This is a genomic window from Comamonas sp. GB3 AK4-5 (genome assembly GCF_041320665.1).
Lineage (GTDB): Bacteria > Pseudomonadota > Gammaproteobacteria > Burkholderiales > Burkholderiaceae_C > Comamonas.
Genome location: NZ_CP166730.1, coordinates 2,316,801 through 2,335,671 on the forward strand (window position 1 = coordinate 2,316,801; position 18,871 = coordinate 2,335,671).

General features: G+C 61.1%; 10 protein-coding genes. 2 read left to right on the forward strand and 8 right to left on the reverse strand.

Features of this window, described 5'->3' with window-relative positions; all coding sequences use genetic code 11:
- Positions 1–35: 35 nt before the first annotated feature.
- Entirely contained in the window at positions 36–539 is a 504-nt protein-coding gene (locus ACA027_RS10565) for a hypothetical protein (RefSeq protein WP_370682332.1), read from the forward strand.
- Between the two features lie 331 nt (positions 540–870).
- Here ACA027_RS10565 and ACA027_RS10570 read toward each other — a convergent pair whose 3' ends face one another.
- The 8 genes from ACA027_RS10570 to map form a co-directional block, all read right to left on the reverse strand.
- Entirely contained in the window at positions 871–4,386 is a 3,516-nt protein-coding gene (locus ACA027_RS10570) for an NACHT domain-containing NTPase (RefSeq protein ID WP_370682333.1), read from the reverse strand.
- Between the two features lie 363 nt (positions 4,387–4,749).
- Positions 4,750–6,195: an IS1182 family transposase gene (locus ACA027_RS10575; protein ID WP_370679240.1), complete on the reverse strand. Its 1,446-nt coding sequence runs from the start codon at positions 6,193–6,195 to the stop codon at positions 4,750–4,752.
- Between the two features lie 117 nt (positions 6,196–6,312).
- A complete protein-coding gene (locus ACA027_RS10580) occupies positions 6,313–6,825 on the reverse strand; it encodes a DUF1697 domain-containing protein (protein ID WP_370682334.1) in 513 nt (170 codons plus the stop codon).
- An 11-nt stretch (positions 6,826–6,836) separates the two neighbouring features.
- Positions 6,837–7,478 carry a CatB-related O-acetyltransferase gene (locus ACA027_RS10585; protein WP_370682335.1) on the reverse strand — a complete coding sequence of 214 codons (642 nt, stop codon included), beginning with the start codon at positions 7,476–7,478 and terminating at the stop codon, positions 6,837–6,839.
- Positions 7,479–7,590: 112 nt separating this feature from the next.
- Positions 7,591–10,773: a tetrathionate reductase subunit A gene (locus ACA027_RS10590; protein WP_370682336.1), complete on the reverse strand. Its 3,183-nt coding sequence runs from the start codon at positions 10,771–10,773 to the stop codon at positions 7,591–7,593.
- 113 nt (positions 10,774–10,886) lie between these two features.
- Complete coding sequence (nrfD, locus tag ACA027_RS10595; RefSeq protein WP_370682337.1) at positions 10,887–11,927, reverse strand: NrfD/PsrC family molybdoenzyme membrane anchor subunit; 1,041 nt, start codon at positions 11,925–11,927, stop codon at positions 10,887–10,889.
- Between the two features lie 13 nt (positions 11,928–11,940).
- Positions 11,941–12,720: a sulfate reduction electron transfer complex DsrMKJOP subunit DsrO gene (dsrO, locus tag ACA027_RS10600; protein WP_370682338.1), complete on the reverse strand. Its 780-nt coding sequence runs from the start codon at positions 12,718–12,720 to the stop codon at positions 11,941–11,943.
- 872 nt (positions 12,721–13,592) lie between these two features.
- Complete coding sequence (gene map / locus ACA027_RS10605; RefSeq protein ID WP_370682339.1) at positions 13,593–14,405, reverse strand: type I methionyl aminopeptidase; 813 nt, start codon at positions 14,403–14,405, stop codon at positions 13,593–13,595.
- Positions 14,406–14,654: 249 nt separating this feature from the next.
- Between map and purL the strand changes: the two genes are divergently transcribed.
- Complete coding sequence (gene purL / locus ACA027_RS10610) at positions 14,655–18,689, forward strand: phosphoribosylformylglycinamidine synthase (RefSeq protein WP_370682340.1); 4,035 nt, start codon at positions 14,655–14,657, stop codon at positions 18,687–18,689.
- Positions 18,690–18,871 lie beyond the last annotated feature (182 nt).

An 18,871-nucleotide genomic window follows, 5' to 3' on the forward strand; every position in this document is an offset into this window, starting at 1 on the left:
CTTTGGACTTGATGGCTCTCCAAAAAAATCCAGACATGTCCGTAGAACTCGAGCAAGAAGGCTCCTCAATCTTCGAAGACCGCCTTTGGCATCACAAGGGCTGGGAAGCCCGTGTCATCAAGAATGAAGACGACGATGGATGGGCAGTGTCAATGACCCAAGACGGCCAAGCTGAACCAGCTCTGGTCGGCCCATGGACCATGGGGCGCGACAAGAAGAATCCTAAGCCGCTTGACGTGTCGGCCTTCAACACGTTGGTAAAAACTGCCTGCGAAGTAATACGTCGGCATGAACAGCACCTGGCAGCGCTGTTGCACAAAACTATCCAGATCGAAGTTCGCGGATTGCGCGTGACGGTGGCTCTCGATATTGAGCCCGATGAGGAGAACCCCTCTGCGACTCTCTCTGCCACCGCAGCGGACGGCAGCCAATTGGCCAAGGTACGAGTTCGGCCAGACCACCGCCTTACCCGTGCGTCTGCGCAGCGCTGGGCAGATGCAAGCTACCCGCGTGTTAGCGAAGACGAAACCTTCGAATAAGGTTCTTCCTTTAGTTTCACGCGCGGTTCGGAAAAAACGAGACCCATCAGCAGATGCTCAGTCCTGAAAGCCGACGTTGGTGGCAAGGCCTTGGCAACTTCTGTGATGGAGAATCCACGCAGGTATGGCCATCGGCATAGGTCGCATCCAAGGTCCGCGAAGAGGGAAGGAAGTCTGTGCTTCCGCAGCGGGGCAATTTGCAACGGTCGCAGACGGCCAAATCCGGATGGTCGATGTGGCTGCCTGATAGCGGACGCTCAGCACTGCCCTCGACCCGTTTCCGACCTTCGTTCCCTGGAACTCGACGTCAATTAGAAGTCACTCGTCGCAGCTAGTTAGTACTTAGCGTGTCGCCATCTCGCCTCACAGCCACGCTCAGCTTTGCAGACAGTGACTCGATGGCATCCTCCATGGAGCTTCTCAAGAACCACTCGTTAACCTCCCCATGAAGCTTGAGTAGCAACTGCAGCGCCTCATGACTGCCGTGGGCTGCTATTGCAGTCACCCCCACCAGAGAAAGGTTCGGCCTTTTCGCGTGTACGAACTTTTCCCCGAGGCATAGCGGTAGAGGAGGTGATGCGCGCCGAACTTCCCGGACAGCGTCGCTCATCTGGTGTCCGAAATCATCCTCCAGATCGAACACTGCAGCGTCAGGATCAAGTAACAGAACCTCGGCTCTCAGCCTTGCAAGCGCACGGATCGACCCGAGTTGAGAGGCGCAAGTCAGAAGCTGAAGTTTCTGCACAATGCTGAGGTCATCGCGATCCGACCATTTTTCCACCAATTGCATCCAGCGACCTGTGCCTGCGTGCGGAGCAGCATGGCGTAGCGCTCCGGACATAAACGAGTCCATCTCAAAGACATACAACATTCCAGTTGTCGCAGCACGCCCCAGCCGGACAGCATCCGAAACTTCGACTACTCGCTCCTCGGCCAAGTCAGCGGCCCGCTCTGCAAGTATTCGGTCAGGATGATGCCCAAACAAGGAAACCACCTGCGCCGCCAGCTCTATTCGCCCATCTACCATCTTCTCGAGGAGTTGCGAGAAGTCCAATCTATCACCGAGCCGAGCAGAAAAAAGCTGAAAAATGTCCATAATATCTGGATGAATGTCGACCTCAGTAATGCACTTCGCGACGAAGGCGTTGAGCTCAGCAGTAGTGAAAAATGGCTGGCCGATATATTCCGCAATCTTTTTGCGTCTTTCAAGTGGAAGTTGTTCATCCCGCAGTACACGAATGAATTCATCACTGCGATGAGGGTCAACAGCGAGGAGGCTCATTGCCTCCCAAATTTCATCTTCATTCTCTTGATAAAAAGCACTCTGAATTAATCGAATCGACTCCGCGCTTAATGGTGGACCCGCAATGCATAGGATTAGTAGCCTGGTCTTTCGAGGGAGGCGCTCATCCGATGCCGTAGCCAGAACTAATTCGCGCGAAACGCTGCCCGGAAGGAAATGCGCTAACAAGCTGCATAGACCTTCCTGTTGTGTGCTCAGGTCGGTTTTATGGATACGATCAAGTATGGCCTTGAAAGCAACATTCCCAGCGGCACTAATTGCCGGCTTGAAGCTGTGATAGAAAGTAAATCTATCCAGCTTCCCATCCATAAATCCTTTCAAGATGCTCATAGTCAGCTCCTGATCTTTTTCACGAGACACTATTTCCCCACCGCCATCGTGCATTAGCCATTTGTGATGTACGGCTGCTCTCAAGGCGGGCCGTATTGGGTTGGAAAAGCTCTCCGCTATCAGACCACCCACCCGACTGCGCGCTCCATACGGCGCATCAACCCAAAACTGAACAAGCCTGTCTGCAACCTCGTTTCGTAATGAGGCATTGACGCGCGCGCCATTGGCAATGCATCGCCCGACAAGTCGAAGGCCGGTGCAGAAGGCGTCATCAGTCCTTTCCAACATGACACGAATGACGGGTATGGGATTTGGATGTTGCTCAAGAGCAAACTGAATGACTTGAGCCCAGGGGCGCAGGATCGCATCATCGATTCGACTCGACAGAGACTCAGGTACTTGCCGGAGCAAGTAGCACGCTGCCAGATACTCTTGAACGATTGGAAATGGGAACTGCAGTCTGATAGAGCTCTGCTGCCTCAAAATCCCGTTCGCACGCAAACGCTCGAAGAGCTGCTCTGCCTCATCACTAGTCTGTCCGGCGCGAGAGATGAGCTCACGAACCTCACGTTCACTTGCACCGATTTCCTGTCGCTCCAGTCGCTCGAAAGCAAGAGTTTCCGCGATCTCACGAAGTAGCCCGACACGATCACTCCCACCGGCAATCACTTTATGAATATGGGGGGAGAAAAGGGTCTTCAGATACCCTTCAATTAGATCAGACCGAGTGGCAGGGAGATCAACGCTCACATCCTTGACTGTCGCTAGCAATATGCTTAGGAACAGAGGAATTCTCGCCAGATGTTTGATGTCAGGATGGACGTTTAAACGTTCCATGAATGAATAAACATCGACGGCAGATAAGTGCTTTTTCATGGCCTCCACAAACCGCACCATGTCTTCGTCGCCGAGCGGGAGTAACTCTACTAGTCTCGCGTTCGATGGCTCCGATAGGACAGATGGATCGCGCACAGTGAGCATCCACGGGGCAGTTGAATAACGAGCGGAGAAGGTTTCTATTCGCCTCAGTAGCGCTGGCCGGGCACTCAGTGGAATTTCGTCCAGGCCATCAAAAAGCATGACGACTAAGCCCTGCTCTGCAAGCCTAGGCCAGTCAGCCCTAACCTCAAAATCCCGATTGATATGCGTCGCCAGAAATTCCATGATGCCGATATCACTGGCTGCCAACGAGGCCAGCGGAACAAGGACTGGCACGTAAGGTCCTCTGGCGAGACGCCCTGCGACAGCGCTTAAGAGTGCGGATTTACCATGCCCTGGCCCAGCGACAACAACACATCGATTGAGATGCTCTGAAGGAAATGCCTGCATGTCGACCGCAGCGGCCTTCTCGAAAGCGCGTTCGAGCTGGTCTTCATCATCAAAATCCGAGAGCTGGGTACGCTCATAGAACTGGGCTCGCGGCCATACAAATAAATCTTCTGTTGATCCAGATACTGATGTGCCGGGAATTTGAATTCGCGCCGTAGCCAAAACGGTGGCACGGTACGCAGGCAAACCCCATTCGGCAGGTTCGAGTACGTTGATTTCGTGCTCGGACAGGAGCCGCCGACGCAGCGGTGCTGCGCGAAACAGCATTCGTACACGAGCACCGCCGCCAGCGATATCGCGCAACGTAGTCAACAATGTCGCAGGGAGTACGAATTTTCCGCCCAGCCTCCGGCGTGAAAACTCGGCGAATATTTGATCCTCAGAAAGTATCTGAACCGTAGTGCGTCGCAGAATTTCCAGCAGTTCCGCAGGAGAGCCGATGAGCGACTCAATTCCAGAGAAGAGTTTCTTGTGCGCTTCAGCTAAGCTCTCTCGGAATGCAGCCTCATCCAGAGATGATGCTGCTCGCTGGCAGATGTCACGAAGGTTCCTAGCCTGGGGTGTCAATCCTTCCAGAACGATTGTCAGCTGATCGTCCGGACCAAAGTCCACCCGATTAAACTGCATACGGAGACTCTTCCAAAGTGCTTTCCACGGTTCACTGCCAGGCGTGATGTCGGTCTTGACGTTCAAGTACTGACAGTGACCATCTGCGTAACGGACAACGATGTCATCAACATCGGCAGGTGCTTCGACACGAACCTCAATGACTCGCTCTCTGGGAGGAACCGCGCCTAGTTCCAACAGATCGGCAAGATTAAGCGCCGCGACGCTGTTCTGATAGAAGATTCCCGCCTGAGTGGTTGCGCCGCCAGCCTCCGCCATGCCATTTTCTCCCCTTGGTCTACCACTCAGAGTACGTGCTCTGGCGTGCCAAGACGCAAATGTTACACACCGCGCGACAAATTGACGTTGTCTGAGTCGCGCCTTTCCTAGAGCTGCCGCTAGCGACCGGCAGCATTGGGACGGCTGCCGAATTTCGTGGTTGACCGCTTCTGCAGCGGCTGAGCGGCGGCAACGGGTCGAGGCTGTGTGGAAACTCAAAAACTTCACCGGCATCTCAGCCAATGGGTCAACAAGCTCTTGCATTTCGTGGTGTTGAAGATTTTTTCCCTCAAGAACGACCTGTCCCCTCCCAATCGGGCATCCAACGCCGTTTCTGACTCCAATTTCACCCTTTAAAAGGGCTCACCTGCCTACCAGACGCATTGCAGCCATGGTTCTTGCGAACCCAAGAATTCCAAGCACTCGCTTAAGGTTGTAGGCCAGCACATTCAAGCTCATCTCGGTGCTCACATTCGGCAGCCGCCTGGTTAGGAAGTGCGTGTACCCCATCCAATGCTTGAGCGTGCCGAACACATGCTCCACCGTCCGCCTTCTCACCATCATGGCGTCAGGCATTTGGTCCAAACGCTGCTGCGCTCGCTCCACGACGTCTTCGTGCTCCCATCGACTGATGCGGCGGTAATCGCTGGGCGTGCACTGGGATTTGATTGGGCATTGTTTGCAAGCGCTGCTCCAGTAGCGTCGCATTTGCAGACCTGCCTCCTCGCGGGTGAAGCGGTAGATGGCCCGCTGTCCTGCGGGGCACTGGTATTCGTCATCTTTCTGGATGTAGATGAAGTCTGAGCGATCGAAGCGGCCTTTGGCACGCGCACCAGATGTATTGGGCTTGGGAAGAATGGCTGCTACACCAGTGTCTTCGCATGCTTTGATCTGCTCACCACTGTAATAGCCACGGTCCGCAATGGCTTGCAGCTTGCGTTTGCCCATGGCCTTGCGTGCAGCCAGTGCCATGGCAGCAAGAGCACTTCTGTCATGGCCTTGATTGATCACTTCATGGGCGACGATCAGATGATGTTTGGCATCTACCGCTACCTGAACGTTATAGGCCACCATGCCAGAGCCTCGGCCACTGGTGGCCATGGATCTGGCATCTGGGTCTGTTGTTGATAGCTGCTTGTCCGGCTGCTCTTTGAGTTGTTCCTTCACCTCATCGAGTGCCTGCATTTGTTTGCGCAGCAAGGCTATCTTGTCTTGGAGTCGGGTGGTCCGCGCCTCAAGCTCCGCAGGCTGCGTGCGATCTGCTGTATCCAGATCTGCCAGGTAGCGCTGAATGCTTTCTTCGATCTGCTGTTGGCGCTTGTCAATCTTGCCCAAGGTGAAGTTCTTGTCACGAGTGTTGACGGCTTTGAACTTGCTGCCATCAATCGCTACCAGAGCCTTGGTAAACAGCTTCAGATCACGACACAGCACTACGAACCGGCGGCATACATTGCGGATGCCTGCGCCGTTATCTCGACGGAAATCAGCGATTGTTTTGAAGTCAGGTGACAAACGGCCAGTGAGCCACATGAGCTCCACATTGCGCTGCGCTTCACGCTCCAGGCAGCGGCTGGATTGGATGCGGTTGAGATACCCGTAGATGTAGACCTTGAGCAGTACCGCAGGGTGATAAGCCGGGCGACCTGTGGCTGCAGGTGTTGCCCCATCAAAGCCCATCGAACACAAGTCCAGTTCTTCAACGAACGCATCGACAATGCGCACGGGATTGTCTACACCCACAAAGTCATCGAGACACTCGGGCAGCAAGGTCACTTGCTCGCGGGCCTGGCCTTCAATGAATCGCTTCATGGGTCACCTCGCTAAAACCGGGTGCTGTGATTTTAAATTTTGAAGCGTGAGCGGCCAAGCGTTTTCACACAGCCTCGGTCGGAAGCCGCCATGTGCACACCGCCAAAAGCCCGCAGCTCACATCGCTCCCGCCATCTCCACCAACTTGGCCACCGTATTCATATTCCTGGCCGTGCCCTGTTCGGCCGCCGGAATCTTGAGCTTGGAGCGGCCCATGTCTGCACCATAGGCCACATAGATTTCGCGTGCGCCCAGTTGGACCTGCTCGTCAACCTGGCCACGGATTTGCTTCAGGGTGTCTGCGGGCGGCGGTGCATCCAGAAAAATGGCCACCGTGCGCTTGCCTGGGGCTTGGGGGAAAGGGTTGGCCGCGAGCACCTCGGCCATTTCCTGGGTGGTGCGCACGAGCACGCCTACCGGCTTGCCTGCATAGGCGGCCAATCGACGGGCCAGCGCGGCCTGGATTTGGGGCGCGGTTTGTTCGGTGCGAAACACCACATTGCCGCTGGCGATATAGGTTTGCACCTGCGCAAAGCCTTCGGCCTCGCACATGGCTTTCAACTCCGTCATGGGCAGCTTGCCGCTGCCGCCGACATTGACGGCACGCAGCAGCGCGATATAGGTGGGCATGGGGCTTCCCTTCAAGGGGTGTCGGCTGCAGCGCGTTCCAGCGCGTCGATATCGCAGGCACACAGCAGGGGCTGCAGGCGCTGGAATTTTTCGGCTGGCCAGTCGTAGATCTTGAGCGCCAGCAGCCGCGCAATCACGTCCTCGGCAAAGCGGTGCTTGATGTGCTGGGCCGGGTTGCCGCCCACCACGCTATAGGGCGCCACATCGCGGGTGACCACGGCGTTGGCTGCCACCACGGCACCTTCGCCAATGCTCACGCCCGGCATGATCATGGCGCGCATGCCAATCCAGGCGCCGTCGCCTAGGGTGGTGGGGCCTTTGCCCTGGTAGGCCTTGCTGATGTTGTCGGCAAAGGGGTAGAGGCTGAACCAGTCGGCCCGGTGGGTGTGGTTGCCCCCCATCAAAATCACCGCCTCAGCGCCTATGCACACATAGTCGCCAATGTAGAGCGGGTCAATCTCCCACTGCGGTTGCCAGTGCTGCAGGCTGTAGGCATCGCCATACAGATAGCGCACCACCGACTGCTCGAAGCCGCCATCCCAGGCATCGCTGTAATAGCTGTGCTGGCCTTTGATGTGGATGTGGGGGTTGCGCACGGTCTGGTGCAGCATTTCCACGCGGGACCAGTGCTTGGGTGGTGGTGGGGTAGACATCAGTGCTTCTCTTTCTTTTGTAGTGCATGCACCCAAAAAAACAAACCCCGCCGAGGGCGGGGTTGTGGGGCGCGCTGGCGGTAATGCTAGCGCAGCAAGCCTGCTCGGGTGTTTAGACCTTGCGCACCTTCACCGGCAGGCCCTGGCGCACCACGGCGCCGGACACCCAGTCGATCCAGGTGTTGTCCTTGGCAGGGCGGGTGGGGTCGGTAAAGCCCAGGCGGTTGAGGTTGACGCCGTTGCCATGCTGGGGGTTGGCATGGGTGGGCTTGCCGTCCACGGTGTGGGCCACGGCGCCCAGTTGCTTGTGGCCATAGCCGTACTCGATGGCAATGGCACCGGGGGCCACGCCCTCGCGCACCAGGGCCACGCCCTGCAGCTTGGCGCCGGGGGTGGAAACCTCGATGTGGTCGCCATTGGCAATGCCCAGCTTGGCCGCATCCACCTTGTGCAGGCTGATGGGGTTGTGCGGGTGCACCTGGCGCAGGCGCGAGGCGGCAATCGACATGCTGCTCATCAGATTGGACTTGTAGCTGCTCATGGTCAGCGGCCATTCCTGCTCGGGGTAGAGCTTGCGCATATCGCTGCCGTCGGCAAAGCGGGTGGGGTACCAGGTGGGGCAGCCGCTGTAGCGCTCGCCGGTCATGGAGTGGCGCATCTTGGACAGGCCTTCGTGCCAGATTTGCACCGGGAACTTGTAGGCCGCCTTGATGTGCTCGTCCTTCCAGGCGTCTTCCACGCGGTCAAAGCGGCCGCCACGGCTCATCACCATGGCCACGCGGCGCACTTCCTCGGGCTTGACGCGGGCTTCGAGCGCCGGCATCCATTTGGCTAAGCCGGTGATGGCGATGTCGTCATCGCTGGCTTCGGGCACGGGCTTGCCGGCCTGGTAGGCGATGTTGCACATGCCGCGCAGGTAGAAGTCTTCAGAGCTTTCCAGATCCAGTGGCTCGCCTTCCTTGGTGCTCATGGCGTTCTTGCCAAAGCCGGGCAGCTGCAGCTGCTTGGCCACGGCAAACACAAAGCTCTCAAAGCTCACGGGCTTGCCTTCGGCCGTCTTGGCCGTGGCGGCTTCCACCACAGGCCAGCGCACGGTGCTGCTCTTGGCCACCACGTCGGCCCAGGGGGCGCCAATGCCCCAGCTTTCGTAGGTGACGGTGTCGGGCACGATGTAGTCGGCCAGGGCCGAGGTCTCGTTGATAAAGGGGTCCACCGAGACAAACAGCGGCAGCTTCTTGGGGTCTTTGATGGCATCCACCAGCGCGTTCTCGAAGCCGCAGATGGCGTACACCGGGTTGCTCATGTGGTTGATCCAGGCCTTGACCGGATAGGGGTAGCCCAGCATGCCGGCGGCCAGCATTTCGCTGGACAGGCCGCCAGGGGCCGGATACCAGGGGGCCTTGGCGGGGTAGGGGTTCTCGCCGGCCTCTTTTTTGCGCTTGAACTCGCTGGTCTTTTCGTAGGGGAAGCGGGTGCGCGACAGGGCCACGCCCGTGGGCTTCACCGCGCCTTCGAACTGGGCGAAGTTGTAGCGCGGGCCGGGGCCAAAGGGGCCGAAGGGGCCGGCGTCCAGCACCCAGCCGCCCTTGACGTTGAGGTTGCCGATCAGATTGTTCAGCATGGCAATGGCATAGGCCGTGTAAAAGCCCGAGCCGCTCATGGTGCCGCCGTGGGAGTTGGCCACGGCCTGCTTGCCATGGCTGGTGAACTCCTTGGCCAGGGCTTCGATCTCGGCTACGGGCACGCCGCACAGGGCGGAGTATTCCTCCAGCGTCTGCTTATGGGCTTCGGCACGCAGCTTCACAAACGAGGAGCACAGGGCCATGGGGGCTGGGTCTTCGGCGGCGTCAGCTGCCTTGATGGGGGTGAAGGCGCGCTCCACCACCAGCTCGGCGGCCTGGTCCACGGTGTGGGGGGCCAGGCTGCCATCGGCCAGCTGCACCACGTACACATCTTCGGCAGGCGTTTTCTCGTCCACCGGCTCGGGCATGGGCAGGCCGATGTCGGCGCCGCGCAAAAACTGGCCGTAGCGTGGGTGCTTGGGCTCGTTGATGAGCAAATGGGTGGCGTTGCTCCAGCTGGCTTCGCCGGCGGCGGCCATGGCTACAGGGCCGGGCTGGGTCAGGAACTGCTTGTCATAGCGCTCGTTGTCGATGATCCAGCGGATCAGGCCCATGGCCAGGGCCAGGTCGGTGGCGGGCTTGATGGGCAGCCAGCGGTTGTTGTCACCGGCGGCCAGGCTGGACGAGGTGGGCAGCACGGGCGAGACCACCACGTACTTATAGGTCTGCTCGGGGCGGGTGCGGGCCTCGGACAGCTCGCGGCCCATGCGCTGGAAGGGGTTGCCGGCCTGGGCGGGCGCCGTGCCGATGAACAGGCCGAAGCGGGAGTTCTTCCAGTCCGGCTTGCCGTGGGGCATGCCGGGGATGTTGCCCAGGGCCGCCGCCGTGCCCACGCGGTAGGTTTGGCCGCAGTAGGCGCCGTGGTTGGCCACGTTGACCGTGCCAAAGGACTGCTTTGCAAAGCGGTTGATCAGGGGCGTGCGGCCTTCGTTGGAGGCATCGGTCACCAGCAGCTGGTTGGCCTTGGGGCCGTATTCGGGGTTGTCGGCGTCGATCAGCGTGTTCACGTCGCGGATGGCGGCCAGGCCTTCCACATGGCCTTCGCCAAACAGGTCGCCGCCTTCGCAGATTTCACGCACCAGCTCTTCCAGGGTGATGCTCTTCCACTGGCCGGAGCCGCGCGGGCCCACGCGCTTGAGCGGGCCCAGCACGCGGTGCGGAGCCTTTTGGTGCTCGAACATGGCCGAGCCGCGTGCGCAGCTGGTGGCGCGGCCTTCCAGGCCGTTGTCGCCGCCCAGCATGGCATAGACCTCGCGCACCGGCGTGTCCATGGGCGCATGGCGGGTGGTGGCCAGCGGGTGGTAGGGGTTGCCGGCCACGCGCAGGATCTGGTTGTGCTCGGTGTCCACGCGTACGCGGATGCCGCATTGCGTCCAGCAGCCCAGGCAGGAAGAGGGGCTGACCACCTGGCCGGGCTGGGTGCTCAGCTGGCCGGTGACGGGGTCAATGCGGAATTCCGGCGTCAGCGAGTTGCCGCGCGTGGCGCTCTTGGTGGCGGTGCCGGAGGTGCCGGCAATCAGGCCCTTGGCGCCCCGGGTCAGGGTTTCGCCATAGCCGGCAGCAAAAGCGGCCAGGCCACCGGCCACGGCACCACCGCGCAGCAGCAGGCGGCGGCGGGCCACATCGGCGTCATTCGATTGCGCGGGTGTGGAGGGGATTTTTTTGTCAGTCATGTGCAGCCCTTTCTGGGCGGGCACTGGCGGCTATTTTGTGATTTTGATAGCTGCCAGTGCGCTTGGGTATTGCGTGAAATGCCTATTTGGCTAGATATGTGTGGAGCCGGGGCTCAGGCCGCGGTGGCGGCGGTGCGGGCCGGGAACAGCTCCAGTGCCCAGTTCGCCATGGCCACCAGGGCCACGCACAGGCCGGCCACACCCAGCATGCCCAGCAGGCCGTCGCCGCCCAGAGGCATGTGGTAGAGGTAGAGGCCAGCGCCGAATTTGGGCACGCCTTGCACGCCCATGAACAAGGCCCAGCGGAAGGCCCAGGCCGCAGCCGCCAGCCCCAGGCCCAGCACCAGGGTGAAGCCCTTGGCGCCCAGACGGTGCTTGCCACGCAGCAGCGCGCCCACCACCACGGCACCGAACAGGGCCGAGCCCAGCATGGTCATGCGCCAGACCGGGAAGTCATTCCACAGGCGCAGGGCGGCGTCGAAAGAGGGGTTGCCGCCGGCCAAGCCAGAGGCCGCCCAGATCAATGCCACGGCGACCAGTGCGGCCGCCAGCAGCAGGCCTACGCTGCGCAATGCCTGCAGCGCCGCCGCATCCAGGCGGTGCTTGGCGGGCAGAAAGCGCTCCAGCACAAAAGTGGTGCCCACGGTGGCCAGCCAGCCGGTCAGCGCCAGGTTGACGGGCACCCACAGCGTGTTCCACAGCGGACGCGAGCGGATGACCATCAGCTCTGCACCGGTGTAGACGGTGATGGTCAGTGCCGACAGCACCAGCAGCGGGGCGATGGCGCGCATCCAGCCGGGCTTGCCCAGCCACCAACTGGCGATCAGCGCCAGGCTGAGCATGAGGAACACCGGCAGCAGCAGGGCGCCCACCGACATCCACGACCAGGAGGTGAAGTGGGCATAGAAATGCCAGAAGCGTGCGGGCTGGTGCAGGTCGGCCAGCAGCGACACCGGCGCGGCGATCACGCTCACGGTCAGCGTCAGCAGCACGGCGGGCAACAGGCGCTGGCGCAGGCTGCCGGGGGCGCCAAAGGCGCAGGCACTGGCCAGCAGCGCGGCGCCGGTGGCCACGCCGACGAGGAAGAAGTACTGCACGGCCCAAGGCAGCCAGGCGACTTCGTAGGCAGGGGTCAGGAGTTCAATGATTTGCATGAGGGGCTCCTTCTTAGTGTTCTGCGATCAAGCGCACGCTGGCCTGGCCATCGACGCCATGGACAAACTCATCGGGCAGGCCGATGTAGAACACGCGCGGTTCGGTCTTCATCTCGGGCTTGAGCACCTTGATCTCGTCCTGGTGCGCGGCCATGCGCTGGTTGATTTCGCTGTGCTGGTCGTTGAGGTCGCCAATCACGCGGGCGCCACCCACGCAGCTTTCCACGCAGGCCGGCAGCAGGCCGACTTCGAGGCGGTGCTCGCAGAAGGTGCACTTGTCTGCGGTCTGGGTCTCGTGGTTGATAAAGCGCGCGTCATAAGGGCAGGCCTGGACGCAGTAGCCGCAGCCCACGCAGCGCTCGTTGTCCACCAGCACAATGCCGTCGGTGCGCTGGAACGTGGCCTGCACCGGGCACACGGGCACGCAGGGCGGCTCGTCGCAGTGGTTGCACAGCCGCGGCAGGCTGACCATGGCCGGGGCATTGCCCGGCTGGTCCACCTCGTACTGCAGCACCGTGGTACGGAACTGGCCAATGGGCGGCATGTTCTCGACCGAGCAGCTCACCGTGCAGGCCTGGCAGCCAATGCACTTGCGCATATCGACCAGCATGCCGAAGCGCTTGCCCTCCATGCCTGGGCGGCGTGTGGGCTGAAAGCCTGGGGCACCCGGCATACCGGCCTGGGCGGAACCTGCCAGGCCGAAAGTGGTGGCCAGTGCCACCAGCTCTTGCAGAAACGTCCGCTTGGTCTGCCCTGGGTTCTGCGTCAGGGGGAATGGGGTTTTATCTGCCATGGTTTGAAAATCCATCATCGTGTGAATGGGATTTTCAGTTTCATGTCAGTTAATGGGTTTGATATGAGTCAAGAGATGCAAGTTATTGATTTGTATTGAAATAATAAAAAACCTTTTATTTTTAAAATAAAGTATTAAGAAAGTATTAAATACATGTTTTCGGGGTGCTTAAATCCCAGTTAAATCATTTGGTATCGCTATTCCATAAATGAATAGCGAATATAGCGGACAAATGGAATGCGCGCAAAAAAGCCGCTGGACCTGGACGGTGCAGCGGCGGGGCGGGGTCTGGGGGAGTAGGGCAGGGTGCAGAAGCTGGGGCTGGCACCTCAGCTCTGCATGGTGGGTGCATGCGCGGTGTGCCAACGGGGAGGGTTGGGATGGCACGCAACCCCAATCAGGTCCTGAAGCAGCAAAGCCGACGCAGCCCATATCAGGGCTGCCGCGCAAGGGGTCGCCCCGCCGCGCTGGTGTCGTCTCCTGCCCGCGAGCGCAGCGCTGCGAGAGGATGAGCGTGATGCTCCCAGGGGGCGCTTGCATATCCCCCAGCCTCAATCAGGCCCTGGTGCATAAAACCGGCGCAGCCCAGTCCAGAGACACCGCGCAAGGGCCGCCCCGCAGCGCTGGTGTTGTCCCCCTGCCCGCGAGCGCAGCGAGCGAAGAGCGGGAGAAGGTGGCATGACGTGCCCACGGGAGGGCTTGTACATCGCCCAGCCCCCATCAAGCCCCAGCGCATAAAACCGGCGCGCCCCAGCCCAGAGACACCGCGCAAGGGCCGCCCCGCAGCGCCGGTGTTGTCCCCCTGCCCGCGAGCGCAGCGAGCGAAGAGCGGGGGGAAGGCGCCGTAGGCGACTCAGGGGGGGTGTCCTATTTCAAGTGCGGATGGCAGTGATGAAGCCGGGCGGCGTGGGCGAGCCATCGGACCAGGTCAGCACGTCATAGCCCGTCTTGGTGACGGCCAGCATCAGCTCCCATTGCGCGGTCAGGCTGCGGTCCTTGGTGACCACGGTCCAGCCATCAGGCATGGCCTTGATGTCGCGCTTGCCCAGGTTGAGCATGGGCTCGATGGTGAAGACCATGCCTTCTTCCAGCACCACGCCGGTGCCGGGGCGGCCGTAGTGCAGCACCTGGGGTTCGTCGTGGAAGACCTGGCCAATGCCGTGGCCGCAGTACTCACGCACCACCGACAGATTGTGGCCTTCGGCAAAGCTCTGGATGGCGTGGCCGATATCGCCCAGCGTGGCGCCGGGCTTGACCTGCTGAATGCCTTTCCACATGGCATCAAACGTGAGCTGGCACAGGCGCTTGGCCGCGATCGAGCCCTCGCCGATGATGAACATGCGGCTGTTGTCGCCAAACCAGCCGTCTTCGGTGATCACCGTCACGTCCACGTTGACGATGTCGCCTTTTTTCAGCGGTTTGTCATTGGGGATGCCGTGGCAGACCACATGGTTGACCGAGGTGCAGACATAGGCCGGGTAGGGCGTCATGCCTGGAGGCTGGTAGCCCAGGCAGGCCGTCTTGGTGCCTTGCTGTGCCATGCGCTCTGCGCACAGATCGTCGATTTGCTGGGTGGTGATGCCGGGCTGGATATGGGGGGTGATGTAGTCCAGCACGTCCGAAGCAAAGCGGCCTGCGATGCGCATGCGCTCAATGTCTTCGGGGGTCTTCAAGGTGATGCTCATGCAGGGAATTATCCCATCGCAGGCTTGGGCATGCTGCGGGCGGCGTCTTTGCAGGTGCTGGCATGCTTGGCTCTCCCTGCTTTAGGCATTGGCGGGGCACCGAAGTGGGCGTAAATAGGCGTTAAGCCTCGGGTTAGCCCCAGGCGCGGTAAAATCGGAGGCTCACCGATTCAGCGCCCTGGCCCAGCCCTCATCTGCAGGGCCTGACCATGGCGCTTTTCACCAGCCTTCACATAAACAGGCCGCCACGTGACCTTGCATTTGACACAGTTTGAGGGTGGAAACGCCCTGAGCTCGTTCCGCGCCCAACAGCTTCTGACCGACCTGGTCGCCATCCACCCCAAGATCACCGGCATTGCCGCACGGTTTGTCCACCTGGTGGCCACAGAGGGACTTCCTGTGCCCGCATTGCAAGAGCGCCTGTCGGCGCTCTTGACTTATGGCGACCCTTACGAAGGTGCGAACGAGGGCCTGGCCTTTGTCGTCACCCCGCGCATGGGCACCATCTCGCCCTGGGCCTCCAAGGCCACGGACATTGCCCGCAACTGCGGTCTTTCCGTGTTCCGCGTGGAGCGCATCACCGAGTACCGCGTGGGCCTCAAATCCGGCCTGCTGGGCGGCACGCCCGAGCTGACGGCCGAGCAGACCGCGCAAATCGCCGCGCTGCTGCACGACCGCATGACCGAGTCGGTGTTTGCCACGCGCGCCGAAGCCGAGACCCTGTTCTCCACCCTGCAAGCCCAGCCCATGGAGTTTGTGGACGTGCTGGGTGGCGGCAGCGCCGCGCTGGAAAAAGCCAACAAGCAATGGGGCCTGGCCCTGGCCGAAGACGAGATCGAGTACCTCGAAAACGCCTTCAAGGGCCTCAAGCGCAACCCCACCGATGTGGAGCTGATGATGTTCGCCCAGGCGAACTCCGAGCATTGCCGCCACAAGATCTTCAACGCCAACTTCACCATCGATGGTGTGGCGCAAGACAAATCGCTGTTCGGCATGATCCGCAACACCGAGGCCGTCTCGCCCCAGCACACGGTGGTGGCGTATTCGGACAATGCCTCCATCATGGAAGGCCATGAGGTCGAGCGGTTCACCGCCAGATTTGATGGCAAACAGGCCTCTGACGCAGATACAGCCAGTGCACCCAGCTACCAAAAGCTGAGCGCTACCAGCCATGTGCTGATGAAGGTGGAAACGCACAACCACCCCACGGCCATCTCGCCCTTCCCCGGTGCATCCACCGGCGCCGGCGGTGAAATCCGTGATGAAGGCGCCACCGGCCGAGGCTCCAAGCCCAAGGCAGGCCTGACGGGCTTCACCGTCTCCAAGCTCTGGGGCAGCGAAGTGGGCAAGCCTGAGCACATTGCCAGCCCGCTGCAAATCATGATTGAAGGCCCTCTGGGTGGTGCAGCCTTCAACAACGAATTCGGCCGTCCCAATCTGACCGGCTACTTCCGTGAGTACGAGCAGCAAGTCGGTGACATCACCCGCGGCTACCACAAGCCCATCATGATTGCCGGCGGCCTGGGCGTGATCGATGCCGGCCAGACCCAGAAGATTCTGTTCCCTGCAGGCACGCTGCTGATCCAGCTGGGTGGCCCCGGCATGCGCATCGGCATGGGCGGTGGTGCAGCCAGCTCCATGGCCAGCGGCACGAATGCGGCCGAGCTGGACTTTGACTCGGTGCAACGCGGCAACCCCGAGATCGAGCGCCGTGCGCAAGAGGTCATCAACCACTGCTGGCAGCAGGGTGATAAGAACCCGATTCTGGCCATCCACGACGTGGGTGCCGGCGGCCTGTCCAACGCCTTCCCCGAGTTGACCAATGACGCCGGCCGTGGCGCCCGTTTTGACCTGCGCGCTGTGAATCTGGAGGAATCCGGCCTGGCGCCCAAGGAAATCTGGTCCAACGAATCGCAAGAGCGCTATGTGCTGGCGATTGCGCCCGAATCGCTGCCCGAGTTCACCGCTTTCTGCGAGCGCGAGCGCTGCCCGTTTGCCGTGATCGGCACGGCCACCGAAGAGCGCCAGCTGGTGCTGGACGACACGGCCGTGGAATCTGGCGAGCAGAAGCTGCCCGTGAACATGCCCATGGACGTGCTGCTGGGCAAGCCGCCCAAGATGGTCAAGAACGTGAGCACGGTGGAGCGTGCGCTGCCCGCCATCGACCTGACCGGCGTGCCGCTGGAAAAGGCCGTGATTGAGGTCTTGGCTCATCCGACTGTTGCCTCCAAGCGCTTCCTCATCACCATCGGCGACCGCGCCGTGGGTGGCCTGACCCACCGCGACCAGATGGTGGGCCCCTGGCAGGTTCCCGTGGCCGACGTGGCCGTGACCCTGGCTGACTACCAGGGCTTCAAGGGCGAAGCCATGGCCATGGGCGAGCGCACACCGCTGGCCGCCATCAACGCACCCGCCTCGGGCCGCATGGCCGTGGCCGAGGCCATCACCAATATGCTGGCCGCGCCCATCGCGCTGTCCAAGGTGAAGATGTCTGCCAACTGGATGGCCGCCTGCGGCGAAGCAGGCGAAGACGCCGCGCTGTACGCCACCGTGAAGGCCGTGGGCATGGAGCTGTGCCCGGCTTTGAACATTTCCATCCCCGTGGGCAAGGACTCTTTGTCCATGCGCACGCAATGGACTGCGAACGGCCAGACCAAGAAGGTGACTTCGCCGGTCAGCCTGATCATCACGGGCTTTGCATCCATTGACGATGTGCGCACCACGCTGACCCCACAGCTGGACGCCACGGAAGAAGACACCACCCTGGTGCTGGTCGATCTGTCGCGCGGCAAGATGCGCATGGGCGGCTCCATCCTGGGTCAGGTGCTGAACCAGGCCGGCAATGAAACGCCGGATTTGGACGATGCCAAGGACTTGATCGCCCTGGTGGACGCCGTGAACGCCTTGCGTGCCAAGGAGCAGATCCTGGCCTACCACGACCGTGGCGATGGCGGCCTGCTGGCCACCGTGGCCGAGATGGCCTTTGCCGGCCATGTGGGCGTGGCCCTGAATGTGGACATGCTGATCACCGAGGGTGATGGCATCAGCGACAGCCGCATGGACAGCGGCGAAGGCAAGAACTGGGGCGGCCAGGTTTCCGGCCGCCGCGAAGACCTGACGCTGCGCGCCCTGTTCAACGAAGAGCTAGGTGCCGTGCTGCAGATCAAGACGGCCGACCGCGCCGCCGTGCTGCAAACCCTGCGCGAACATGGCCTGGCCACCTGCAGCCATATTGTGGGCAAGACCCGTCCCGCATCCTCGCCCGTGGATATGGGCAAGGGTGAGCTGCAGGTCTGGCGCGATGCCAAAAAGGTGTTCGGTGCCACGCTTTCCGACCTGCACCAGGTCTGGGATGCCGTGAGCTGGAAGATCGCCCAGCAGCGCGACAACCCCGTCTGCGCCGACAGCGAACATGCCAGCGTGGGCGTGCCCAGCGATCCCGGCATGCATGTGCAGCTGACGTTCGATCCGCAAGAGAACGTGGCTGCGCCTTTCCTGAACCTGCAGGCCAAGCCTCGCGTGGCCGTGCTGCGGGAGCAGGGCGTGAACTCACATGTGGAAATGGCTTACGCCTTCACCGAAGCCGGTTTTGAGGCCGTGGACGTGCACATGACCGACCTGCAGACCGGCCGTGCACAGCTCAAGGACTTTGCCGGTGTGGTGGCCTGCGGCGGCTTCAGCTATGGCGACACCCTGGGTGCCGGCATTGGCTGGGCGCGCTCCATCACCTTCAACGATAGGCTGTCCGAGCAGTTCCAGCAGTTCTTTGGCCGTACCGATACCTTTGGCCTGGGCGTGTGCAACGGCTGCCAGATGTTTGCCGAGCTGGCCGACATCATCCCCGGTGCCCAGGACTGGCCGCGCTTTACGCAAAACCAGAGCAACCGCTTTGAAGCGCGTCTGAGCATGGTGGAAGTGCTGGACTCGCCCAGCCTGTTCCTGCAAGGCATGGCCGGCTCGCGCCTGCCCATCGCCGTGGCGCACGGCGAGGGTTATGCCAACTTCAAGTTCCGTGGCAATGCAGACCAGGTGATTGGTGCCATGCGCTATGTGGACAACCTGGGTCAGGCCACCGAGCAGTACCCCTTCAACCCCAACGGCTCGGCCGGTGGCTTGACCGCAGTGACCACGGCCGACGGCCGCTTCACCGCCATGATGCCCCACCCCGAGCGCGTGTTCCGCAACGTGCAAATGAGCTGGGTGGATTACGCCAAGGTGGGTGGCAAGTCCGAACTCAGCCCCTGGATGCGCGTGTGGCGCAATGCGCGCAAGTGGTTGGGTTGATCTTGGCTGCTTGAATAAAAAGCCCCACAGTGGAAGCGCTGCGGGGCTTTTTCATGGGCCTGCTTGGCGTTTTCTCAGCCTGGAGGTGCAGCGCGTTGATACCATTCGCAGATCCACTTCCAACTACAGAGAGGTAGGTCGCGCGGGGTGCAGCAATTTCGGCTTCTTGGCAGAGTATTCCC